The following is a 19,182-nucleotide window of genomic DNA, read 5'->3' on the forward strand; positions in this document are numbered from 1 at the left end:
AATAATTTTTTAAATAAAAACGAAGATGAAAGTACAATTTTTACTCCATTCGAAAGTAAAAATCAAGCTGGTTTTTTTGGGATTGATCACCCTATTCTTTAAAATACCGATAGCAGAAGGGCATACAATTGATCGATTTTCTCCTCTCAATCAGGAGATTACACTGATAGAAGCCATTCAACAGATCAGTGATAGTTACAATGTATTGTTTAATTACGATAGAACCATTATATCTGATATCAAAGTTCATTTTGATCCCGCGACCACTGATAATGTGGATGATGCTATTTCTGCGGTTTTAGAAAATACCGATCTGAAATACCAGATGTTTAACCACCGCTATGTGGTCATATATAAGAATGATGAAGAAGGCATAGAGTCGTTAAAGGAAATGATTCAGCATTTTCAAGGCATTGTGGATAAAAATGAAGCTCAAATTAAAAGAAGGCCAAATCTTTTACATCCCTTGGATTCCTATAATACAGGACGTTTAAATGGTAAGCGGTTGGTTATGAATGTTTCTGGAACTATTGTCGATCAGAATGGAGAACCTCTGATAGGTGTAAATGTATTGGTCAAGGGTACCAATGTAGGGACGGCTACTGATTTTAATGGCAAATTCTCGATGCCAGATGTCGATGAAAATGCTACTTTGATAATATCTTATATAGGCTATCAAACTCAAGAAATAGCATTAAATGGTAGAACTGATGTTAGAGTTGTTTTATTCTCCGATTCGGAATTGTTAGACGAGGTTGTAGTCGTAGGGTATGGATCACAAAAAAGTTCTCAAGTAACAGGTGCGATTACAACAATTAATTCTGAAAGTTTGAACAATGATTTGTCTGTGGGACGTTTAGATCAAGCATTAATGGGGAAAATTTCTGGTGTACAGGTTCAACAAAATAGTGGCGCTCCCGGAAGGTCTTTAGATATAAAAATAAGAGGAACTGGATCAATAAATTTTTCAAATTCACCATTATATGTTGTAGATGGTTTTCCATTAGATGGGGGGATTGAATTTTTGAATCCAAATGATATAGAATCTATAGATGTACTAAAAGATGCAGCTTCGGCTTCTATTTATGGTTCAAGAGGTTCTAATGGAGTAGTTTTAATCACCACAAAAAAAGGTGAGTTAGGGAAGGTTTCTATTGGATTTAATATGAATTATGGTCTTCAGAAGAGATTTAGTAAATACGATGTTTTAAATAGAGATGAATGGATAGAATTTGCCATAGAAGAAAGAAATAATACATGGGAATTAAATGGTGGAAATAAATCTGATCCAAATGAGGTTCGTTCTCAAGGTTATTGGATTGATCCTTTATGGTTAACTAACCCTGAATCTTTACCAGATAATGACTGGCAAGATATTGTGGATAGAGTTGCTCCGATTGGAAACTACCAGTTATCTGCTTCCGCGGCTACTGATAAGTTTAAGTACTATGTTTCAGGTAGTTATTTCGATCAAAAAGGAATTATTGTTAATTCATATTTTAAGAGATATTCGATACAAGGTAATGTGGAAGCAGATTTTTCCGAATTCTTAGCTGTGGGGCTGAATTTCACAGGAGCCATAACAGAAAACAATGACCCTGAAACTGATGGGTATGGACAAGGAATAAGTCGATCTCAGTTGGCCCCACCTGTAATAGGGCAGGATCAGAACACTCAAAATACTGGATATTATCCATATGCAGCAAGCTGGATTGTGAATCCTTATGTATGGATGAATGAAACGCTTGACAATACCAAAAACAATAATTTGTTATCGAATCTTTATCTGACAGGTAAAATAATAGAGAATTTAACTTGGCGATCTTCTATTGGGATCGAGAAGAAAAATGGATATAATGAATATTTTAAGAAAGACAATGTAAATAGAGGAAAGGGTTCAATCGGTTCAGTTGGCGCTAGCAGTAAATTAAATTTATTGACTGAGCACACATTAAACTACAAGATTAATTATGATGATTGGCGGGCTGATTTTTTGGGGGGCTTTACTTATCAAAGTGACCAATATAGTTATTTAAGTTTGGATAAAACTGGTTTCCCTGATGAAAGTATACATACATTAAATGTTGCTTCGACTTTAGTTGCGGGATCATCTCAAACCTCAGAATGGAGATTGATGTCCTTCCTAGGGAGAGCTAATTTTGCTTTTAAGGATAAGTATATGCTTACATCCAGTATACGACGGGACGGTAGCTCAAGGTTTGGAAAGGAAAGTAGATGGGGATTATTCCCTTCAGTTTCTTTAGGATGGCGAATGGCGGAAGAGAGTTTTATGCAAAATTTAGATTGGGTTAGTGATCTTAAGTTGCGGGCAAGTTATGGAGAAACTGGGAATAATAATATTGGGAATTATGCTTCTATTGGGACGCTCCAAACGGAACGAGCTGTTTTTGGAAATCCACAAAACGTAGTGTTGGGTTTAAGACCTGAAAATTTTAGTAATACTTTTTTGGGCTGGGAAAAACTTCGAACTACCAATATTGGCGTTGATGTAGGATTTTATAATGGAAAATTTCAATTGACAGCTGATGTATATAAAAGTGTGTCCAGTAATCTTTTGTTAAATGTTCAAATCCCGCAAACGACTGGGTTTTCCAGTGCTATTCAAAATATTGGAAGTTTAGAAAATAAGGGGGTTGAGTTGGACTTGAGAACAGTGAATTTCGATGGAAGGTTTAGATGGGTTTCAAGTTTTAATATTTCGTTTAATCGCAATAAGGTTCTTGAACTTGGACCTGAAAACGCTCCACTGTATGGATATGGAGCAGGGCATTTAGTGACTATAACCGAGATAGGTAAACCTATAGGAAGTTATTATCTGCTAAAACAAGCTGGTGTCTTTTTAGATCGTGATGATTTAGAGCAGAACCCAACTTATAATAATCAAGAAGTAGGTGATATCAAATACTTAGATTATAACAAAGATGGAATTATAGATTCTGATGATATTCATATAGTTGGAAATCCACATCCTGATTTTATTTGGGGATTGAGTAACTCATTTTCTTATAAGAATTTTGATTTGAACGTAGTTATTGATGGAACACAAGGTGCAAATGCGATGAATATTTTTAAAAGAGCTGCTGGTCAATCCAGAAATAATGAATGGGGGTATTGGCGAAATAGATGGAAATCACCAGAGGATCCTGGAGATGGAATGACCCCAAGGGCAGTAGTAAATGATAATTTGACAACACCATCCTCTTTTTGGTTGTATGATGCCAGTTACTGGAGTATAAGAAATATTACTCTTGGATATACCATTCCAGCCAACATAATAAATAACATGAGGGGGATAAGTGCATTGAAAATTTATGTTTCCGGGAGTAATATATTTATGCATGATTTTTATCATCATACGCCTATGGCTGCGAATTATTCTAATTCACCGCTAACACCTAACCTTGATAATGCTTCCTCCTATCCACTTGCAACGACTTATACATTTGGAGTCAACTTAAAATTATAAAAATCATGAAGAATATAACATATAAAATTTTAGTATATATATTAGTATTTACATCATTTTCATGTAACGAAATAGACTTACTCCCAGTATCTTCTAAAAGTGCTGAAGGGTTTTACTCTAATAAAATTGAAGTAGATCAAGCTTTGGTTGCAGCCTACGAGGCATTAGGAGATGTTATGGTGAGAGGGAATTATTCCTTTTGGATGTCTGAATCTCGAAGTGATAATATTTGGTTAAGATTACAGGGTTATGACGATGGACCTATCGTTAGGTTTGCTGAAACACCAACCCTTACAGCGTTATCTTCTTGTTGGGGAGCGCATTATAAATTAGTTTTTCTAACAAACAAGATATTAGAAACCTTGGAATCTGTGGATTTAAATGCTACGGATAAAAATCAATTTGAGGGAGAAGCAAAATTTTTAAGAGGAATAGCATATTTTAACTTGGTAAGGTATTTTGGGGATGTTCCGTTAATAACTAAAGTATTAAGTATCTCTGATTCTTACGGTTTGTCTCGAAATAGTATCTCAGAAGTGTATAAGCAAATTGAAGAAGATTTTAAAGATGCTTCGGCTCTATTGCCTGACGAACATACTTCTGAAAATGCAGGTCGGGCAACCAAATGGTCGGCAAAAGGATTATTAGGTAAAACTTATGTATTCCAAAGCGGCTATCCTCTAAAGATGGATAAATGGGATGCAGCCATAAAGGAATTTAAGGATATTATTGATTCGGGAAAATTTGCCTTTTTTGAAAACTACGATGATATATTTCAATTTGAAAATGAATTGGGTAATCAATCGCTCTTTAGTATAAGATTTATTGCTGGGTTTGGAATTGGGAATCCGTTTCCATTAAGGATGGCACCTGGAATTCCATATGGGAGTACAGATAATTATCCCTTAATATCGGATGATCTTTTAAATTCTTTTGAATCAGAGGATGTAAGAAAATTTTCTTCAATTGAATTTGAATGGGTGGATAGAAATGGAGACCTAAGAACTGATTTACCATTTATTAAGAAGTATAATAGTGGTCCTTATATCACCAGTAATAGTGATTGGGATATTGATTGGATTGTATTGAGATATACAGATGTATTATTAATGTATGCTGAGGCATTAAATGAAACGGTTGGCCCCAATACAGAATCTCTCTCTATTTTAAATAATGTTCGATCTCGTGCGGGAATAAATCCAAGACCTGAAACTTCTGATAAAGAGGTGTTTAGGCTTTGGATAGAGGAAGAGAGAAGACATGAATTTTGCTTTGAAAATATAAGATGGTTTGATTTGGTTCGAACCGATCGAGCTTCAGAGGTAATGAATGATTTTTTATCAAAATATAATCTCGAGGGTAATTTTACAAGTAACGATAGGTATTTATATCCAATTCCTCAGCGGGAATTGAATTTAAATAAAAATATTCTTCAGAACCCTGGGTATTAATATTCTATCAATATACATAGTATGAAGATTCTTCTATTTCTAACAAAACTATTTGTTTTTCTTACAATTGCAAATATTAGCTATGGTCAAATTGATGACAATAATGTAATACAGAGAGATGATGGAGTTTCAATTAGGAAAATAAAAGATATAGTAATTTATAGTGATACAAATTCTTATGCAACTTTTCCTTCTGTAATTATGAAACCAGATAGTTCATTATATCTTGCTTTTCGACGGGCACCAGATAGAAGAATATTCGCAAACGGGAAATCGAGCCACATAGATCCAAATAGTTATTTGATGTATGTCGAATCGAGTAATAGAGGCGAGGATTGGAGTAACCCTCAGTTATTATTTGCGCATCCATATGGTGGATCACAAGATCCTTGTCTCTATATCACAAAGAATGGTACAATGCTTTGTGCGAGTTATTTGTGGGTTTATTTAAGTGATAAATCGATTGAAAATCTCAATGACCCCCATCTGGAAAGAAGTAATTTTCTTTTTTCAGGGGGGTATTTGCTTCGTTCTTTGAATGGAGGCAATAATTGGGAAGAACCAATTTATCCGCCTGCAACACCAGCAGAACAAAGCTTCAATGCATTTGGCAATAAAATAAGTGCTTACAATCGAGGACAAATGTGTGAAGGGAAAAATGGGAAATTGTATTGGGCGGTTTCATCGGCAGATACATATAACCCCAAAAGGAAAACCTCCAATTATTTAATGGTGTCAGAAGATCAGGGAGGTACATGGGAATACCTATCTCAAATAGCTAAAAGTGATAGTATAATCTTTAATGAAACTTCGTTATACGAAACCCCCAAAGGGGATCTTGTTGCATTTCTTCGAACGGGGAATTATGGCGATCAGGCCTGTATAGCCAGATCTAAAGATGGTGGCAAGACTTTTCAAAAATGGAAGTCTATGGGGTTTCAGGGACATCCCTTACAAGCCACAAGACTTTCAGACAATAGGGTCTTATTGGTATATGGCTATCGACATAAACCATATGGTATTCGGGCACGAGTTTTAAATCCTGAGTGTACAGATTATGAAACGGCTCAAGAGTTTATAATAAGAGAAGATGGTGGCAATAGTGATCTTGGCTATCCGTGGGCTGTCAATATAGGGCATAACAGAGTACTTGTAACCTATTACTTTAATAAAAACAACATGAATCGTTTTATTGCGGGGTCAATATTAGAGATTGAGTAGTTGTTCAAGTTTGAAATACAATATAAAGGATATGAGTGAGAATAAAAGTGAATTCAAAAACAGTGAAACAAAGACAGAAAGGCGAAGTTTTTTGAAAACAACTTTAATCTCTGGAATTTCATTTCTTTGTCTCCCAATGTGTGTGGCAACAAAAGGAGTAAAACCTATTGAGGTTAAATATAAAATTTCACTCAACAACCCTACTCGTTTTTACGATGGTAAGAGTTGTTTTGTTCATTCTCGAGCAGGCATTGTTTCAAGAGATGGTGAAGATTTACCACCTAGAGTGGTGATGACAATGAGTACACAAGATCTTTCGGGAAGTGATGTATACAAATCTACATATGGAATGGAAACGGATGATTTGGGGCAATCATGGACAAGTCCAAGTGTGGTTGATCGATTGGCTCCTAGGTACGAGATTGTGAATAGAGAAAAACATCCGGTTGCTTTGGGAGATTTTTGGCCAAAATGGCATAAAAACTCGAAAACATTATTGGGTACAGGTCATACGGTTTTTTACACACCCGAGTGGAAGGTTACGAGACCACGTCCAAGGCATCCAGCATATGCTATTTATAATGAAGAAAAAAGGCTATGGTCGAAATGGAAAAAATTGGTCATGCCAGATTATAAAAGGTTTCATGATTGTGGAGCTGGAAGCACACAGAGGTACGATGAAAAAGAGGGGACAATATTACTTCCTCTTGCTTTTCATCCTGATCCTCTTGGCCAAAATGGAAGTGTGACCATTGCTAGATGTTCCTTTATAAATAAAAAATTGGAGTACATGGAACATGGTGATGAAATTTCTATAGATGATGAAACGAGAGGATTGTATGAACCATCTATAACCTGTTATAAAGAAAAATATTTTTTAACGATCCGACACAATTTTCATGGTTATGTGACGAGTAGCGGAGATGGATTACATTTTGATCCCATTAAAATATGGAAATTCGATGATGGTTCAGAATTAGGAAATTACAATACCCAACAGCATTGGGTAACACATAGTGATGGACTTTTTTTAATCTATACCCGAAAAGGGGCTAACAATGACCATGTTTTTCGACATCGGGCACCTTTGTTTATTGGACAAGTTGATCCAGAGAATTTATGTATAATTCGTGAAACAGAGCAAATATTAGTGCCTGAAAGAGGAGCCCGCTTGGGGAATTTTGGAGTGACTGAGGTCAGTCCAAAGGAAACTTGGATAACAGTCTCAGAATGGATGCAGCCCAAGGGAGTTGAGAAATATGGAAGTGATGGAAGTTTGTGGGTGGCAAAAATTAAATGGAATAAACCCAATAAATTATTTAGTGTATAGAGCTCCAGCCAGATGTAATAATTCGATAGGAGGTATTAGAAAAAATATTTGAATAGTAAAATATGAAAGAGAGAAGAGACTTTATAAAAACAAGTATATTAGGAAGTGCTGGATTGACAATCGGGGATATAAATATAAGCTCCAAATTTTTTGATAATTTAAAAGCCAGAAAATCATCAAAGTCCAATACCTATACTGTACTTACGACCAGCCCACCTTATGGTAGTCAAAATGTAGGTGATAAGTTGATTGAACAAAGAACAAAAGATCTTGTATTGAGAGAAAAGGGAGATGTTGAGTTCTTAACCATATTTAGAGAAGAACCGCTTGAACCCTATTTAGAAGAAATCAATAAGACTAGAGCTATATTGTTGCCAGCATTTCCTATACGGGATACCCCTATGTATCCTGGAGTTTATCGTCTTACGGAAGATTTATCTAAAATAAAAGTACCGATGATTCCAATAGGTGCGAATTGGAATGTTTATCCAGGAGATAGAGAATCTAGGAATACATTATCGTATTCTGATGCGACACGTAACTTTATTCATTATATCAATAATCAGGTAGATGTGATGTCTTGTCGTGAATCATACACGTTGGACATATTAAGTAAACATGGTATTGAAAATACCATTATGACTGGAGATCCTGCATGGTATACAATAGAATCTTTAGGCAAGCCAATGTATCGACCAAAAGAAGTAAAGAAAGTGGTTTTTAGTCCTCCTTTAAGTCCATATTATTTAGAGCAAGGAAAATCTGTGATAAGATTATTAGCAAAGTTATTTCCAGATGCAGAGAAAACATGTGCATTTCATTTATTTGATGCTGATTCGTATAAAGAAAGCGATGCGAAGAGTGAAAATAGTGCAGCCCTTAATCCAGATGTAACAGCTAAAAATCGAGCCGTTCGCGAATATGCAAAATCTAAAGGTTTTCAAATAAAAGAAATGGCTGGTGATTTAAAAAACTTAGATTTTTATGAATCATGTGATTTACATGTAGGGTATGAATGTCATGCCCATCTTAATTTTTTTAGTCGACGAATTCCAAGTGTATTAATAGCAGAAGATGCACGAGGTGTTGGATTTAATTATACCATTGGAGTTGGCGGATTTGATGGTTTTTTAAGAGTACAATCTAAATCTACATCAGGGAATAAAACGATAACATCTGGATATTGTACATCCATCGAAGAATTAGTACTTGCACCACCCAAAACAAACCTTCATATTGAAATTGAAGATTTTTTAAGGCATGAACTTGAAAGTGGCTTTAGAAAGTACATAGGTTTAGCTGCTTATTTGGATGATGTATATGAGAATAAGATGAGACCTTTTATTCAATCGTTGCCCTGATCACTTAGTTGAGGAGAATTGATGTTGTATTAAAAAAGATTAATTCAGTCAATCAAATGGTTATGGTCGGTTCTGGATTTTTTTCAACAAAACTATGTGGCTTATGAGTATTAAATTATACAATTAAATATGTTTTTCAAGATGAAGCAATTTATTGATTGCAGTGGTTGTGATAATCTGAATACAATACATGCTTATAGAATACTAAATAACTATTTTCCAGACCCGTGGCATTATCATGAAAACTATGAATTTTTTTTGGTGAATAAAAGTTCCGGGTATAGAATAGTCGGGGATCATATCGGTGATTTTAAAGAAGGAGATTTAGTTTTTTTGGGGCCTAATTTACCTCATGTGTGGGTCAATAGACCTGAATTTTTTAACGGTTCAGCAGGTTGTAAAGCAGATGGCATCGTTGTTCATTTCAAAAGCGATTTTTTGGGAAGCGAAACTATGTTGATTCCAGAAATGAAGGCTGTAAAATATCTTTTACATCAATCGCAATGTGGAGTTATAATTTTAGGAGAAACGAAAAGAAAAGTAAAACCATTGATTCTTCGAATGCTTAAATCAACTAGATTAACCAAAATCGCAATTTTGCTTTCAATTTTTCAAATTTTAATTGATTCCAAAGAATTACAACAACTGGCGAGACCTTCTTATATGAATTTAGGTGTTAGAAGTGACGCAGATAAACGCACCATGATCTTAGATTATATTTATAAAAATTTTGATTCCAAAATAAAGTTGGGGCAGATAGCTGATCTAGTTGAAATGAGTCAGACATCCTTTTCAATCTATTTTAAATATCATTTTAATATGACGTTTATAGAATTTCTTAATTCAGTAAAAATGCGGCAAGCATGTTTGTTGATGAGAGATGGAGCAATGAATATTTCAGAAATAGCACAAGTATGTGGATTTAACAATAGATCCAATTTTAATAGGCAATTTAAGAAGCACATAAGAATGTCTCCAAGGGATTTTCGGAAGCATCTAATTTTGAATCATGAGACGATTACCAATGAAACAAAAAACTATTTTAATACATAAGAAGATCTGTCAATATACATCGCCGATTTTGTTTGAAAATATTTCGATTTATCGCCGCTTTAAATTACATAGATGATTCCATTTTCGTAATATTCTTTATTTCTGTACTTTAAGTTGAAGTGATAAGACAACGAAGAGAAAAGTTGTCCTATGAAGGGTATAGTTGCGATTATTTATTGAGATACACACGAGGTGAGAAATTACCTAGGCAGGTATTGAATATGAGATTTTAGCCTGAAAAAGTTGCTTTGTATCCCAATGCTCAAGTACCATTGAGATAGATGGCAAGAATTACATCGAAGTATATCAGAATTCTACATTTGGAAAAAGAACAAATGAATATTTTAAATCGGCTTTATGTGTGAACATAAAGCCGATTTTATTACCTACTACTTTTGATAAGTATTTTGTCCTAAGGAATGAATATATAACTTCCGGTATGGCTCGTTGAGATATGAAAATCCGAAGATGATATCTAATACGAATTACATTTATAATTAACGGTAATCTTTCGATTTATTAGAAGTTTTACTTCGTTTAAAATACTCGCCGTAGCTACGGCTATGCCTGTGTTTTTAGCCTCGTTAAACTTCAAATATTCTCGAAATCTTTTCCGTCATTATAAAATGTAATTCGTATAATATGTATTCCATACAATCTATAATAATTCACGGTTAATTCTTGAATGTGCAAGAGTCGTTGGGTGTAAATAGATTATATTTGGAAAAGTAGAACTTGACAGAGGGAAAGTTTTGATTTTCTATGTTGTGATTATCATCCTTCAATCTATAATTAGTAAGGATGTATCTGTATTCAATCATGGAGTTCAGTAAAAGTTCGCACTTAGATAAAAGAAAATGATGCTCTTTTGTGGATATCGAAGGCAGTGATGAAGATAAACGGTATGTCAAAACAATAATGCTATGATGAAAATTAATGTGGTCTTTCTATTACTATGGGTTTTTTGTTCTTGCAATCAATCAGAAAGGAATGAAGATAAGGTTGAAAAAACCAATCAAACTTTTTCTGTATTGGTATGGAATATTTTGCACGGAGGACAGAATGTAGCATTGCAAGAAGATGGAAGACCTCATGTAATTAACATCATTAAAGAGTTGGATCCCGATATAGTGTTGATGATAGAGACTTATGGTGCGGGTGAAATGATAGCAGATTCTCTAAATTACAATTTTCACCTCATTGCTCCAGAAGGGACTGCGTTGGATAATCCCAATATCAACTTATCAATAATGAGTAAATTCCCATTTGGTGAAAGATTTGATTTTTACAGATATTTTAATATCGGTGGTATTGAAATATTTCCTAATGATTCCATGAAACTTAATGTTTTTGATGTTTGGTTAAATTATCAGCCATGGTCGTACGAGCCATTTACCTTAAATATGAGTGCAGAAGAATTGGTTGAGTGGGATAAATCAGATGAAAGAGAACCTCAAGTGACAGCTATTTTGGATTCTTTGCAATACTTTTTGGATCAAAATGAGGAAGTACCATTAATCTTTGGAGGCGATTTCAATGCCCGTTCTCATTTAGATTGGCAAGAGGATACCAAGGGTATTCATCAGGGAATGGTCGTCAATTGGTGGACAACATCAGCATTTGAGAAAGTCGGTTTAATCGATTCATACCGGGAAGTTCATCCCGATGCCTTATTAAAGCCGGGCCATACCATAGGCAGTGGAGATGCCAGTTGTCGAATTGATTACATCCATTATAAGGGCAATAAAATCAAGGCCAGAAAATCACATATTTTAAAGAAAGACCTCGGTGAAACGATAATGATCAATGATAAAGAATTTATGTACCCCTCAGACCATGGATTGGTTTTGACCGAATTTGTGATCAATTAATTCTATGCCAATTACATAAAAGCCAATATCTCCTCTAAATATGTACAGGTAATATTGGCCCTAGACTATGTGGGGAATACTGGTCTTTTGGGAAATTGATATTTTAAAAGATTTTAATACTTTTTGGTTCTTGTCTTCGGTCGAATATTGTGATATGAGTGTCGGATAAGGTGTAGGTTATTATCTATTAAGAAAATAGGTCAACACTTATGAAAATTTCTAATCACATCACTCGTCTTTATTTTCTAAGATTTGGTTATAAAATGTTTAGTATGGCCTGGGCCATTTCCCATCCGAAATATCCAATAATCACTAGTCCGGTTAGAAATGATTCCGGATTGATTTTAGAACGAATAACCTTCAGCGCTTTGGCCAAGTGGTTTTTGGCGGTAAAAGGTGATATGTCGAGTTGTTCAGATATTTCCTTTAAAGACATGCTAGTGTGAAAGTTGAGGTTGTAAATTTCCCGTTGGCGATGAGGTAGGCTATTGACGACTTGTTTAATGTTGTCGGTCATTTCATCTCGTTGAATGGTTTGAATCAAAGAATTGTCACTTTGAGGTAAATGGCGCCAGACTTCTTTTTTATATTTTTCTTCTTTCGTTAGTTTTTTAAAATGATCTCTAATCATATTTCGAGTCATAGCCAACATATATGATTCCTTGTCTTCAATGGTTAAAAACCGATCTCTATTCTTCCAAATTTTCAACAATACCTCCTGTGTCAAATCCTCAGCTAACTCGGGAATTTTAACATATTTAAGCATGAATCCGAAAATTCGATTTCTATACTTTTCTAATAACTCTTCCATTTTCACATAGTGATATTATTCGTTCAAAAGTAGAATTAATCTGTATGAAAGTTGAATTCCGAATATTATGTTAAGGTGAAGTATTTGACGAAATGAAAATTTAAAAAAAATATATTTTCAGACTAGTCTTTTTTTATTCAATTGAAGTTTACCCGGTTGAATTTGATTTTTACTTTCTAGAAATCGTTGATTTTTGGATAGGGATTGATTTGGTATAAATATAAATAAATAGTGCATTGAATTATCGATACAAGTTTAAAGAATTATTAGATAAATACAAGACTGGAGAGTCGTCCAAATCCGATTATGAAAAAATGATCGCTATCATTCGCGACCATCCATCCTTGTATAAGGAGCTTGAAAATTCTGTAGACAAAGATTGGCTGACTGAATTTAATGGCGTTAAGGAAATCAAGGTTAAAAGAGTTCCTTCGACCACAAAATCAATGGTCTTAGCCCTAGCAACCGCTGCGGCAGTCGCTTTAATGATATTAGCTATTGGGTGGTGGATAAAGGCGGATCAAGTCACTTATATTGTCTATCAAACCAATTACGGAGAAACACAAGAAATTTCTTTGCCAGATGGGAGTCAATTGACTCTAAATGCCAATTCTACCGCTAAATGGATGAAGGACTGGGAGAAGAAGAATCGAAGAGAAATTAAACTGGAAGGAGAGGCTTACTTTGATATTGTACACCTAAATGATGAGACTGCAGGTCAAGCCATTCCCTTCGATGTGGTTGCGGAACATATAAGAGTTAATGTTTTGGGAACAGCTTTTAATGTACTGTCTCGAAGAGGGGATGCCAAAGTATTTCTCGAAAGGGGAAAGGTGAAATTAAATCTTGATAACAGTGAAAATACAGCTTTGATCCTTAATCCCGGTGATCAAGTGTCTTATGATAGTCAGACAGAGGAAATTGCTCAAACAGTGAATGAAACCCTGACCTCCGCTGCTGGGTGGAAAAACGGCGTGATCAGTTTTCACGGTGAAAAATTACAAGATATCCTTATTTCACTCAGCGATATTTTCGGTAAAGAATTTATTTGTGAGGAAAATGACCTGCTTGAAAAGTCGATGGATATTGGGGTCCCTTATATGAATTGGGAAGCCACGAAGAGGTCACTCGAACTTTCAATGAACATTAATATTGAACCCATTGATAAGGTCTATAAAATAACTAGTAATCAGTAAAACCTTTTTTATTTAAGAGTCTATTAATACAAATTTATTATGTTGAAAATTTACATTAGGTGTGTATGCACCATAGGGCTTGTTATGTCTTTAATCTACCCTATTTGGTCAGGAGAAAAGACAGATGAAGCAATTCTCAATCAAGAAATGAACTTGGTTGATGCTATACGATCCATTAGCGAAGATTATGGGGTCTATTTTACTTTCGATCACACCTTGGTCAAAGATCTTAAAGTACACTATGTGAAAGACCATGGGGTAAGTGTGGAGCAAGCAGTTTCAGGGGTGTTAGAGGGTACTGATCTTCATTTTAAGTTTTATGATCAGCGCTTTATTATCCTATACAAAAACGATAGAGAGGGGATGGAATCTCTTAAGGAAATGATGAAGCATTTTGGCGAAATCATTGAAAGGGAAGAAGTTGGGGAAGTCAGTCGTATTCTTTACCCATTGGGAGAAACCAGACTAATGGATGGATGGAAGCCTGATTTAAGAAAATTAACTGGGCTAATCTTAAACATTAGTGGGGAAGTTACTGATGTTAACGGAGAGCCTTTGATAGGTGTGAATGTACGAATTAAAGGAAGTGAGATGGGAACCGCCACTGATTTTGATGGAAGTTATTCACTCAATAACGTTAATGAAAATGCCATAATAGTATTCTCATATATTGGTTTTCAAACCGTCGAAATTCCGTTAGATGGTCGAACAGAACTGTCAGTAAAACTGCTATCTGATTCAGAGCTTTTGGATGAAGTAGTGGTCGTAGGATATGGTACACAAAAGAAGGTGAACGTAATTGGCTCAGTGAGTAGTTTGTCTAATGAAGACATTACTTCTTCTCCTGTGTCAATGGTGTCGAATGCTCTGTCAGGGCGACTTTCTGGGACCATTATACAACAATCGAGCGGAGAACCAGGAAGTGATGCGGCGAGTATTTTAATCAGAGGTAAATCAACTTTAGGGAATAATAATCCATTAATCGTCATTGATGGCATACCTGGAAGAGATTTGAATTCAATAGATCCTCAAGATATTGAAAGTTTGTCTGTATTGAAAGATGCTTCTGCAGCTATTTATGGCGCGAGAGCGGCTAATGGCGTCATCCTTATTACAACAAAGGAAGGCAAAGAAGGAGGACCTAAATTAAGTTATAATTATTATCATGGATTTAGCTCGCCAACGAAAATAACAGAAATGGTCGATGCGCCTACTTATGCTCAAATGATTAGAGAGCAAGAATTGTATCAGGGAATTCCTGAAGAAAATTTGAAATTTTCACTAGAAGATGTCGAAAAATATAAATCAGGAGAATATGTATGGACCCATCCCAATACCGATTGGTATAGTGCTGCCATTGCTAAAAACACAAATATTCATCATCATTCTGTAGCGGTAAGTGGGGGAACTAAAAAGATACAGTATTATGGTTCATTTGGTAATCAGTTTAATGATGGTATTTACAAGTCTAATGCTACCTCATATAATCGATATAATTTAAGGTTGAAATTAGATAGTGAAATTAATGACTATATCAAAGTAGGGATAAATGTCAATGGCTCACAAGAAAATTCAATGTACCCAACGAAAAGTGCTAGTTCAATTTTTCAAAATGGGATATATAGGAGTAAACCAACTCAGCATGCGATATTTCCCAATGGATTTCCTGGACCTGATGTAGAATATGGTGACCAACCTGTTGTAACTACCTCTTTTGAAACTGGATTTAATGACACTAAAATATACAGGTTAGAAAATATTTTAGATGCCGAGGTAAAAGTACCCTTTGTAGAAGGAATGTCCCTTTCTGGATTTTATTCTTACGATCGATATTTTAATGTTAAGAAAGTATTTCAGAAGCCTTGGACCTTATATGTATTGGATACTGAAGCTTATTATGCTGCAGGAAATACTGGAAAAGAAGATGGTTCCAGTTTTTTAAAATCATATACAACTGGTTTTTCTGAACCTCAAGTAAATGATTTTTATAGTGATGCATTTACTCAAACCTTGAATTTTAAAATAAATTATAACAGAGTATTTAATAAAATTCATTCATTGAACACTTTTGTTGCCTATGAATCTTCTGAATATGAAATTAAAGGAATAAATGCTTTTAGAAGATATTTTATCTCAGATCAATTGCCATATCTTTTTGCAGGTAGTGTGGATGATCAGTCAATTGGTTCGTCGGTTTCTATTGATTCTAGAATGAATTATTTTGGTAGAATTAGCTATAATTATGATGAAAAATACTTAGCTCAATTTTCATTCAGACGAGATGGCTCTTTGAGATTTTCAGAAGACAATGGCCGATGGGGGAATTTCCCTAGTCTTTTATTAGGCTGGCGGGCTTCTAGTGAGGATTTTTGGCCTAGGGTCTTTCCTAAAGTTGATTATTTTAAGCTAAAAGCTTCTTGGGGAAAATTAGGAAATGATGCAGTGGATGCTTTCCAATATTTGACCAATTATAAATTTTCTACAGGTACGGTTTTTGGTTTGACCAAAAGTTATCAAACGGCATTAACTCAAGATGGAGTACCCAATCCATTCATAACCTGGGAAGTGGCCAATATCTTTAATCTTGGTTTTGAATCAATGTTTATTAATCAAAAATTCAGTTTAGACTTTGAATTCTTTCATGAGAGAAGAAATAATATACTTATACAAAGAAATGCTTCCGTGCCAAGCTTTACAGGTTTGGAATTGCCTGATGAAAATTTTGGTATTGTGGATGTCAATGGTTTTGAAATAGTAGCTGGATATCATAATGTATTCAATAAATTAGGTGTATCGGTAAATGGAAATTTCTCTTTCTCAAATAATAAAATAGTTGAATATGATGAGCCTGAGAGAAGTGTGGCATGGCAGAGTCTGACAGGGCATCCAATTGGATCAACCTTATTGTATAAATCTATTGGGGTATTCGATGATGAAGAAGATTTGGATTCTTATCCTCATGTGGATGGGGCTCGTCCTGGAGATATAATAATATTGGATTATAACAATGATGGAGAAATCACAAACGATGATAGAGTAGTCTTTGACCAGTCGAGTACCCCTAGAATTATTTATGGTTTAGACATCAATCTGTCTTATCAAAATTGGAAATTAAATACTTTGATTCAAGGTGTAGGACAAACTTCAAAACAGATATTTACCGCTGTGCAAGGCAAAGGGGGAACCTACTTTCAGTATGATGCAGATGGAAGATGGACACCGGACAATACCTTGGCGGATAAACCTAGATCATTTGAAAGAGACAATCCTTATTGGAGAGGAAGTCATATGACAGATTATTATCATCATGATATGTCCTATATGCGTCTAAAAAATATTGTACTGTCTTATACCATTCCAAAGCGTCTTTCAAATTTTATTTTATTGTCTGATGCGGAAGTATATGTTTCTGCTCAGAATCTATTAATGCTATCTGTAGGAAGCGGTAGTAATATTATGGATCCGGAACTTGGTAGTATTTCGAACTATCCCATAATGAAGACTATTGCTGTTGGTTTGCAAATAAAATTATAAACTATTCTCAATTAATTATTATGAAAAATTTTATATATATAATATTTATTTTGGTGTCTCTCACTTCTTGTAATGAGGGATTGCTTGATAAAAAGCCTTTGGACAAATATTCAGATGTTACGGTGTGGTCTGATATTGATTTGGCGGATGCAGTATTAAGGGATTGCTATAAAAACACGAGTCATGGATTTAAAGGTTATTTAATGCTTTCTGCTGTTACCGATGAAGTTTATAATAAACATATGGTAGGTTATGTAGATGGAAACCTTACTGCGGATGAGGTATGGACTTATTGGGAAAGACAGAATGGATCAAAAAGTTTGTTTCATATTGGATGGTGGAATTTTAAGAATATCCAGCGGATTAATTATTTTCTAGATAATGTTGATCAAGTGGCCCAAGCTTATAGTGGAGAAGAAAGACTTCAGGTTGAAGAATCCATAGCGGTTAAAAAAGGTGAAGCTTTATTCTTACGTGCTTTCTTATACACTCATATGGCGAGAACTTATGGTGGTTTGCCTCTATTGTCCGAGTCATTTCAAATAGATTTTGACTTTTCAAAAGTAGAGAGATCATCGTTTAAAGAAACCGTTGATTTTATTGTAGCAGACTGTGATAAAGCGGCGGAATTACTCCCTTTGAAACAGAATATTGATCTAGGAAGAGCTACTAAGGAAGCGGCACTTGCTATCAAGTCACGAATTTTATTGTTTGCGGCAAGTGATCTGACTGCTGATGAAGAAGTAGTGAATGAATTGGTGGGATACAAAAACGCCGATAGAGTTGCATTGTGGAAGTCTGCGAAATCTGCAGCAAAAGATGTGATGGATTTAGCGACACTTCAGTTAAGTGATTTTGGTGCCCCTGATCAAGTGGCCGTTGCAAGTAATTATTTCAATTTTTTTAAGGCTAAAGATTTGTCTGATGATGAAATCATTTGGGGAAAAATGTTTCTCGATAATGTTGGTGAAAGACATCGGATGAATTTATGGATGGGGCCCAATGGACAATACAATTGGTCATCTACCAATGTAACTCAAGAATTAGTGGATAATTATGAGATGGCTGATGGTTCTAAATTTAGTGAACATTTTGATATGGACGCTGACGGGTATTATTTTAATAAATCAAATAAATATGCAGGTAATATCTATAGTAATAGAGAACCTCGTTTTTATGCTTCTGTTTTATATGATGGTGCTAAGTTTCAAGAGCGAATCGAATCACTTAGAGATTTTGATACCATAGGAATTTATGATAGAAGAACGGTTGAAACCATTCATAGTGATGGATCCAAAACTCAGGAGTTTGGTCTGGATACACGGCAAGGTCCAATTCAAGAGTGGAGTGGAAGTTTTACAGGGTATATAATGAAGAAAATGCTTGATGATGAAGTAGTGGGAAAGGATGAATACAACAGTAATGTGTGGATTGAAATTAGGTATGCCGAAATTCTTTTAAACTATGCAGAAGCATGTATGGAATTGGGAGAATTAAATGAAGCGGAAAAATACTTGAATATGGTTCGAAATAGAGCGGGTATGCCGGATTTTGAAGGAGATATTGAAGAGGCCTTACGTCATGAAAGACAAATAGAACTTGTATTTGAAGACAAAAGATGGTTTGATATAAGAAGATGGAAAATCTTGGATAAAGTATTAAAACCTGTTAGAGGTGTTAGGATTATTGAAACCAGAGATCAAGTCAAGAATGATACCGTCGTTACATGGCAAAATTTTGTTGCATTTGATAGAGGATCGATAACGGATAAATTATACTGGATTCCCCTTTCTATAGATGAACTTAATAAGGCTCCTCAACTTCAGCAAAATCCAGGGTACTAAATTTTATTGTATCAATAAACAAA

At 34.9% G+C, this 19,182-nt stretch carries 11 protein-coding genes; 10 read left to right on the forward strand and 1 reads right to left on the reverse strand.

Translation table 11 applies throughout. The features are described 5' to 3' along the window. The first annotated feature begins 25 nt into the window (after positions 1-25). The 7 genes from LVD51_RS05450 to LVD51_RS05480 all read left to right on the forward strand — a co-directional run bounded on the left by LVD51_RS05450 (position 26) and on the right by LVD51_RS05480 (position 11,774). The gene (locus LVD51_RS05450; protein WP_236970186.1) at positions 26-3,487 is read left to right on the forward strand and encodes a SusC/RagA family TonB-linked outer membrane protein; all 3,462 of its coding nucleotides are present in this window, start codon (positions 26-28) and stop codon (positions 3,485-3,487) included. A gap of 5 nt (positions 3,488-3,492) precedes the next feature. Next, complete coding sequence (locus LVD51_RS05455) at positions 3,493-4,938, forward strand: RagB/SusD family nutrient uptake outer membrane protein (RefSeq protein ID WP_236970187.1); 1,446 nt, start codon at positions 3,493-3,495, stop codon at positions 4,936-4,938. Between the two features lie 201 nt (positions 4,939-5,139). Then, positions 5,140-6,159 (forward strand): sialidase family protein, encoded by a 1,020-nt coding sequence (locus tag LVD51_RS05460; RefSeq protein WP_236970188.1) that lies wholly within the window; start codon positions 5,140-5,142, stop codon positions 6,157-6,159. A gap of 31 nt (positions 6,160-6,190) precedes the next feature. Next, positions 6,191-7,489, forward strand: a complete 1,299-nt coding sequence (locus LVD51_RS05465) for a hypothetical protein (RefSeq protein WP_236970189.1) — start codon at positions 6,191-6,193, stop codon at positions 7,487-7,489. A 62-nt stretch (positions 7,490-7,551) separates the two neighbouring features. Continuing rightward, positions 7,552-8,850 (forward strand): polysaccharide pyruvyl transferase family protein, encoded by a 1,299-nt coding sequence (locus LVD51_RS05470; RefSeq protein ID WP_236970190.1) that lies wholly within the window; start codon positions 7,552-7,554, stop codon positions 8,848-8,850. Between the two features lie 141 nt (positions 8,851-8,991). After that, entirely contained in the window at positions 8,992-9,903 is a 912-nt protein-coding gene (locus LVD51_RS05475) for an AraC family transcriptional regulator (protein ID WP_236970191.1), read from the forward strand. A gap of 923 nt (positions 9,904-10,826) precedes the next feature. Beyond that, entirely contained in the window at positions 10,827-11,774 is a 948-nt protein-coding gene (locus LVD51_RS05480) for an endonuclease/exonuclease/phosphatase family protein (protein ID WP_236970192.1), read from the forward strand. 256 nt (positions 11,775-12,030) lie between these two features. On the opposite strand, the gene LVD51_RS05485 is transcribed toward LVD51_RS05480, so the two are convergent. After that, positions 12,031-12,585 carry an RNA polymerase sigma factor gene (locus LVD51_RS05485; RefSeq protein ID WP_236970193.1) on the reverse strand — a complete coding sequence of 185 codons (555 nt, stop codon included), beginning with the start codon at positions 12,583-12,585 and terminating at the stop codon, positions 12,031-12,033. A gap of 236 nt (positions 12,586-12,821) precedes the next feature. On the opposite strand from LVD51_RS05485, the gene LVD51_RS05490 reads away from it, so the two are divergent. The 3 genes from LVD51_RS05490 to LVD51_RS05500 all read left to right on the forward strand — a co-directional run bounded on the left by LVD51_RS05490 (position 12,822) and on the right by LVD51_RS05500 (position 19,159). Further along, entirely contained in the window at positions 12,822-13,781 is a 960-nt protein-coding gene (locus LVD51_RS05490) for a FecR family protein (protein WP_236970194.1), read from the forward strand. Positions 13,782-13,865: 84 nt separating this feature from the next. Further along, a complete protein-coding gene (locus LVD51_RS05495; RefSeq protein WP_236970195.1) occupies positions 13,866-17,315 on the forward strand; it encodes a SusC/RagA family TonB-linked outer membrane protein in 3,450 nt (1,149 codons plus the stop codon). 20 nt (positions 17,316-17,335) lie between these two features. Further along, positions 17,336-19,159 carry a RagB/SusD family nutrient uptake outer membrane protein gene (locus LVD51_RS05500; protein WP_236970196.1) on the forward strand — a complete coding sequence of 608 codons (1,824 nt, stop codon included), beginning with the start codon at positions 17,336-17,338 and terminating at the stop codon, positions 19,157-19,159. Positions 19,160-19,182: the final 23 nt, after the last annotated feature.

This window comes from Membranihabitans marinus (assembly GCF_021729155.1).
In the GTDB taxonomy this organism is placed as follows: Bacteria; Bacteroidota; Bacteroidia; order Chitinophagales; family Saprospiraceae; genus Membranihabitans; species Membranihabitans marinus.

What these genes read in the sequence shown, in the direction of transcription:
- LVD51_RS05450 (WP_236970186.1), top strand. Translation starts at nt 26, where the DNA reads ATGAAAGTACAATTTTTACTCCATTCGAAAGTAAAAATCAAGCTGGTT.
- LVD51_RS05455 (WP_236970187.1), top strand. Translation starts at nt 3,493, where the DNA reads ATGAAGAATATAACATATAAAATTTTAGTATATATATTAGTATTTACA.
- LVD51_RS05460 (WP_236970188.1), top strand. Translation starts at nt 5,140, where the DNA reads ATGAAACCAGATAGTTCATTATATCTTGCTTTTCGACGGGCACCAGAT.
- LVD51_RS05465 (WP_236970189.1), top strand. Translation starts at nt 6,191, where the DNA reads ATGAGTGAGAATAAAAGTGAATTCAAAAACAGTGAAACAAAGACAGAA.
- LVD51_RS05470 (WP_236970190.1), top strand. Translation starts at nt 7,552, where the DNA reads ATGAAAGAGAGAAGAGACTTTATAAAAACAAGTATATTAGGAAGTGCT.
- LVD51_RS05475 (WP_236970191.1), top strand. Translation starts at nt 8,992, where the DNA reads ATGAAGCAATTTATTGATTGCAGTGGTTGTGATAATCTGAATACAATA.
- LVD51_RS05480 (WP_236970192.1), top strand. Translation starts at nt 10,827, where the DNA reads ATGATGAAAATTAATGTGGTCTTTCTATTACTATGGGTTTTTTGTTCT.
- LVD51_RS05485 (WP_236970193.1), bottom strand. Translation starts at nt 12,585, where the DNA reads ATGGAAGAGTTATTAGAAAAGTATAGAAATCGAATTTTCGGATTCATG.
- LVD51_RS05495 (WP_236970195.1), top strand. Translation starts at nt 13,866, where the DNA reads ATGTCTTTAATCTACCCTATTTGGTCAGGAGAAAAGACAGATGAAGCA.
- LVD51_RS05500 (WP_236970196.1), top strand. Translation starts at nt 17,336, where the DNA reads ATGAAAAATTTTATATATATAATATTTATTTTGGTGTCTCTCACTTCT.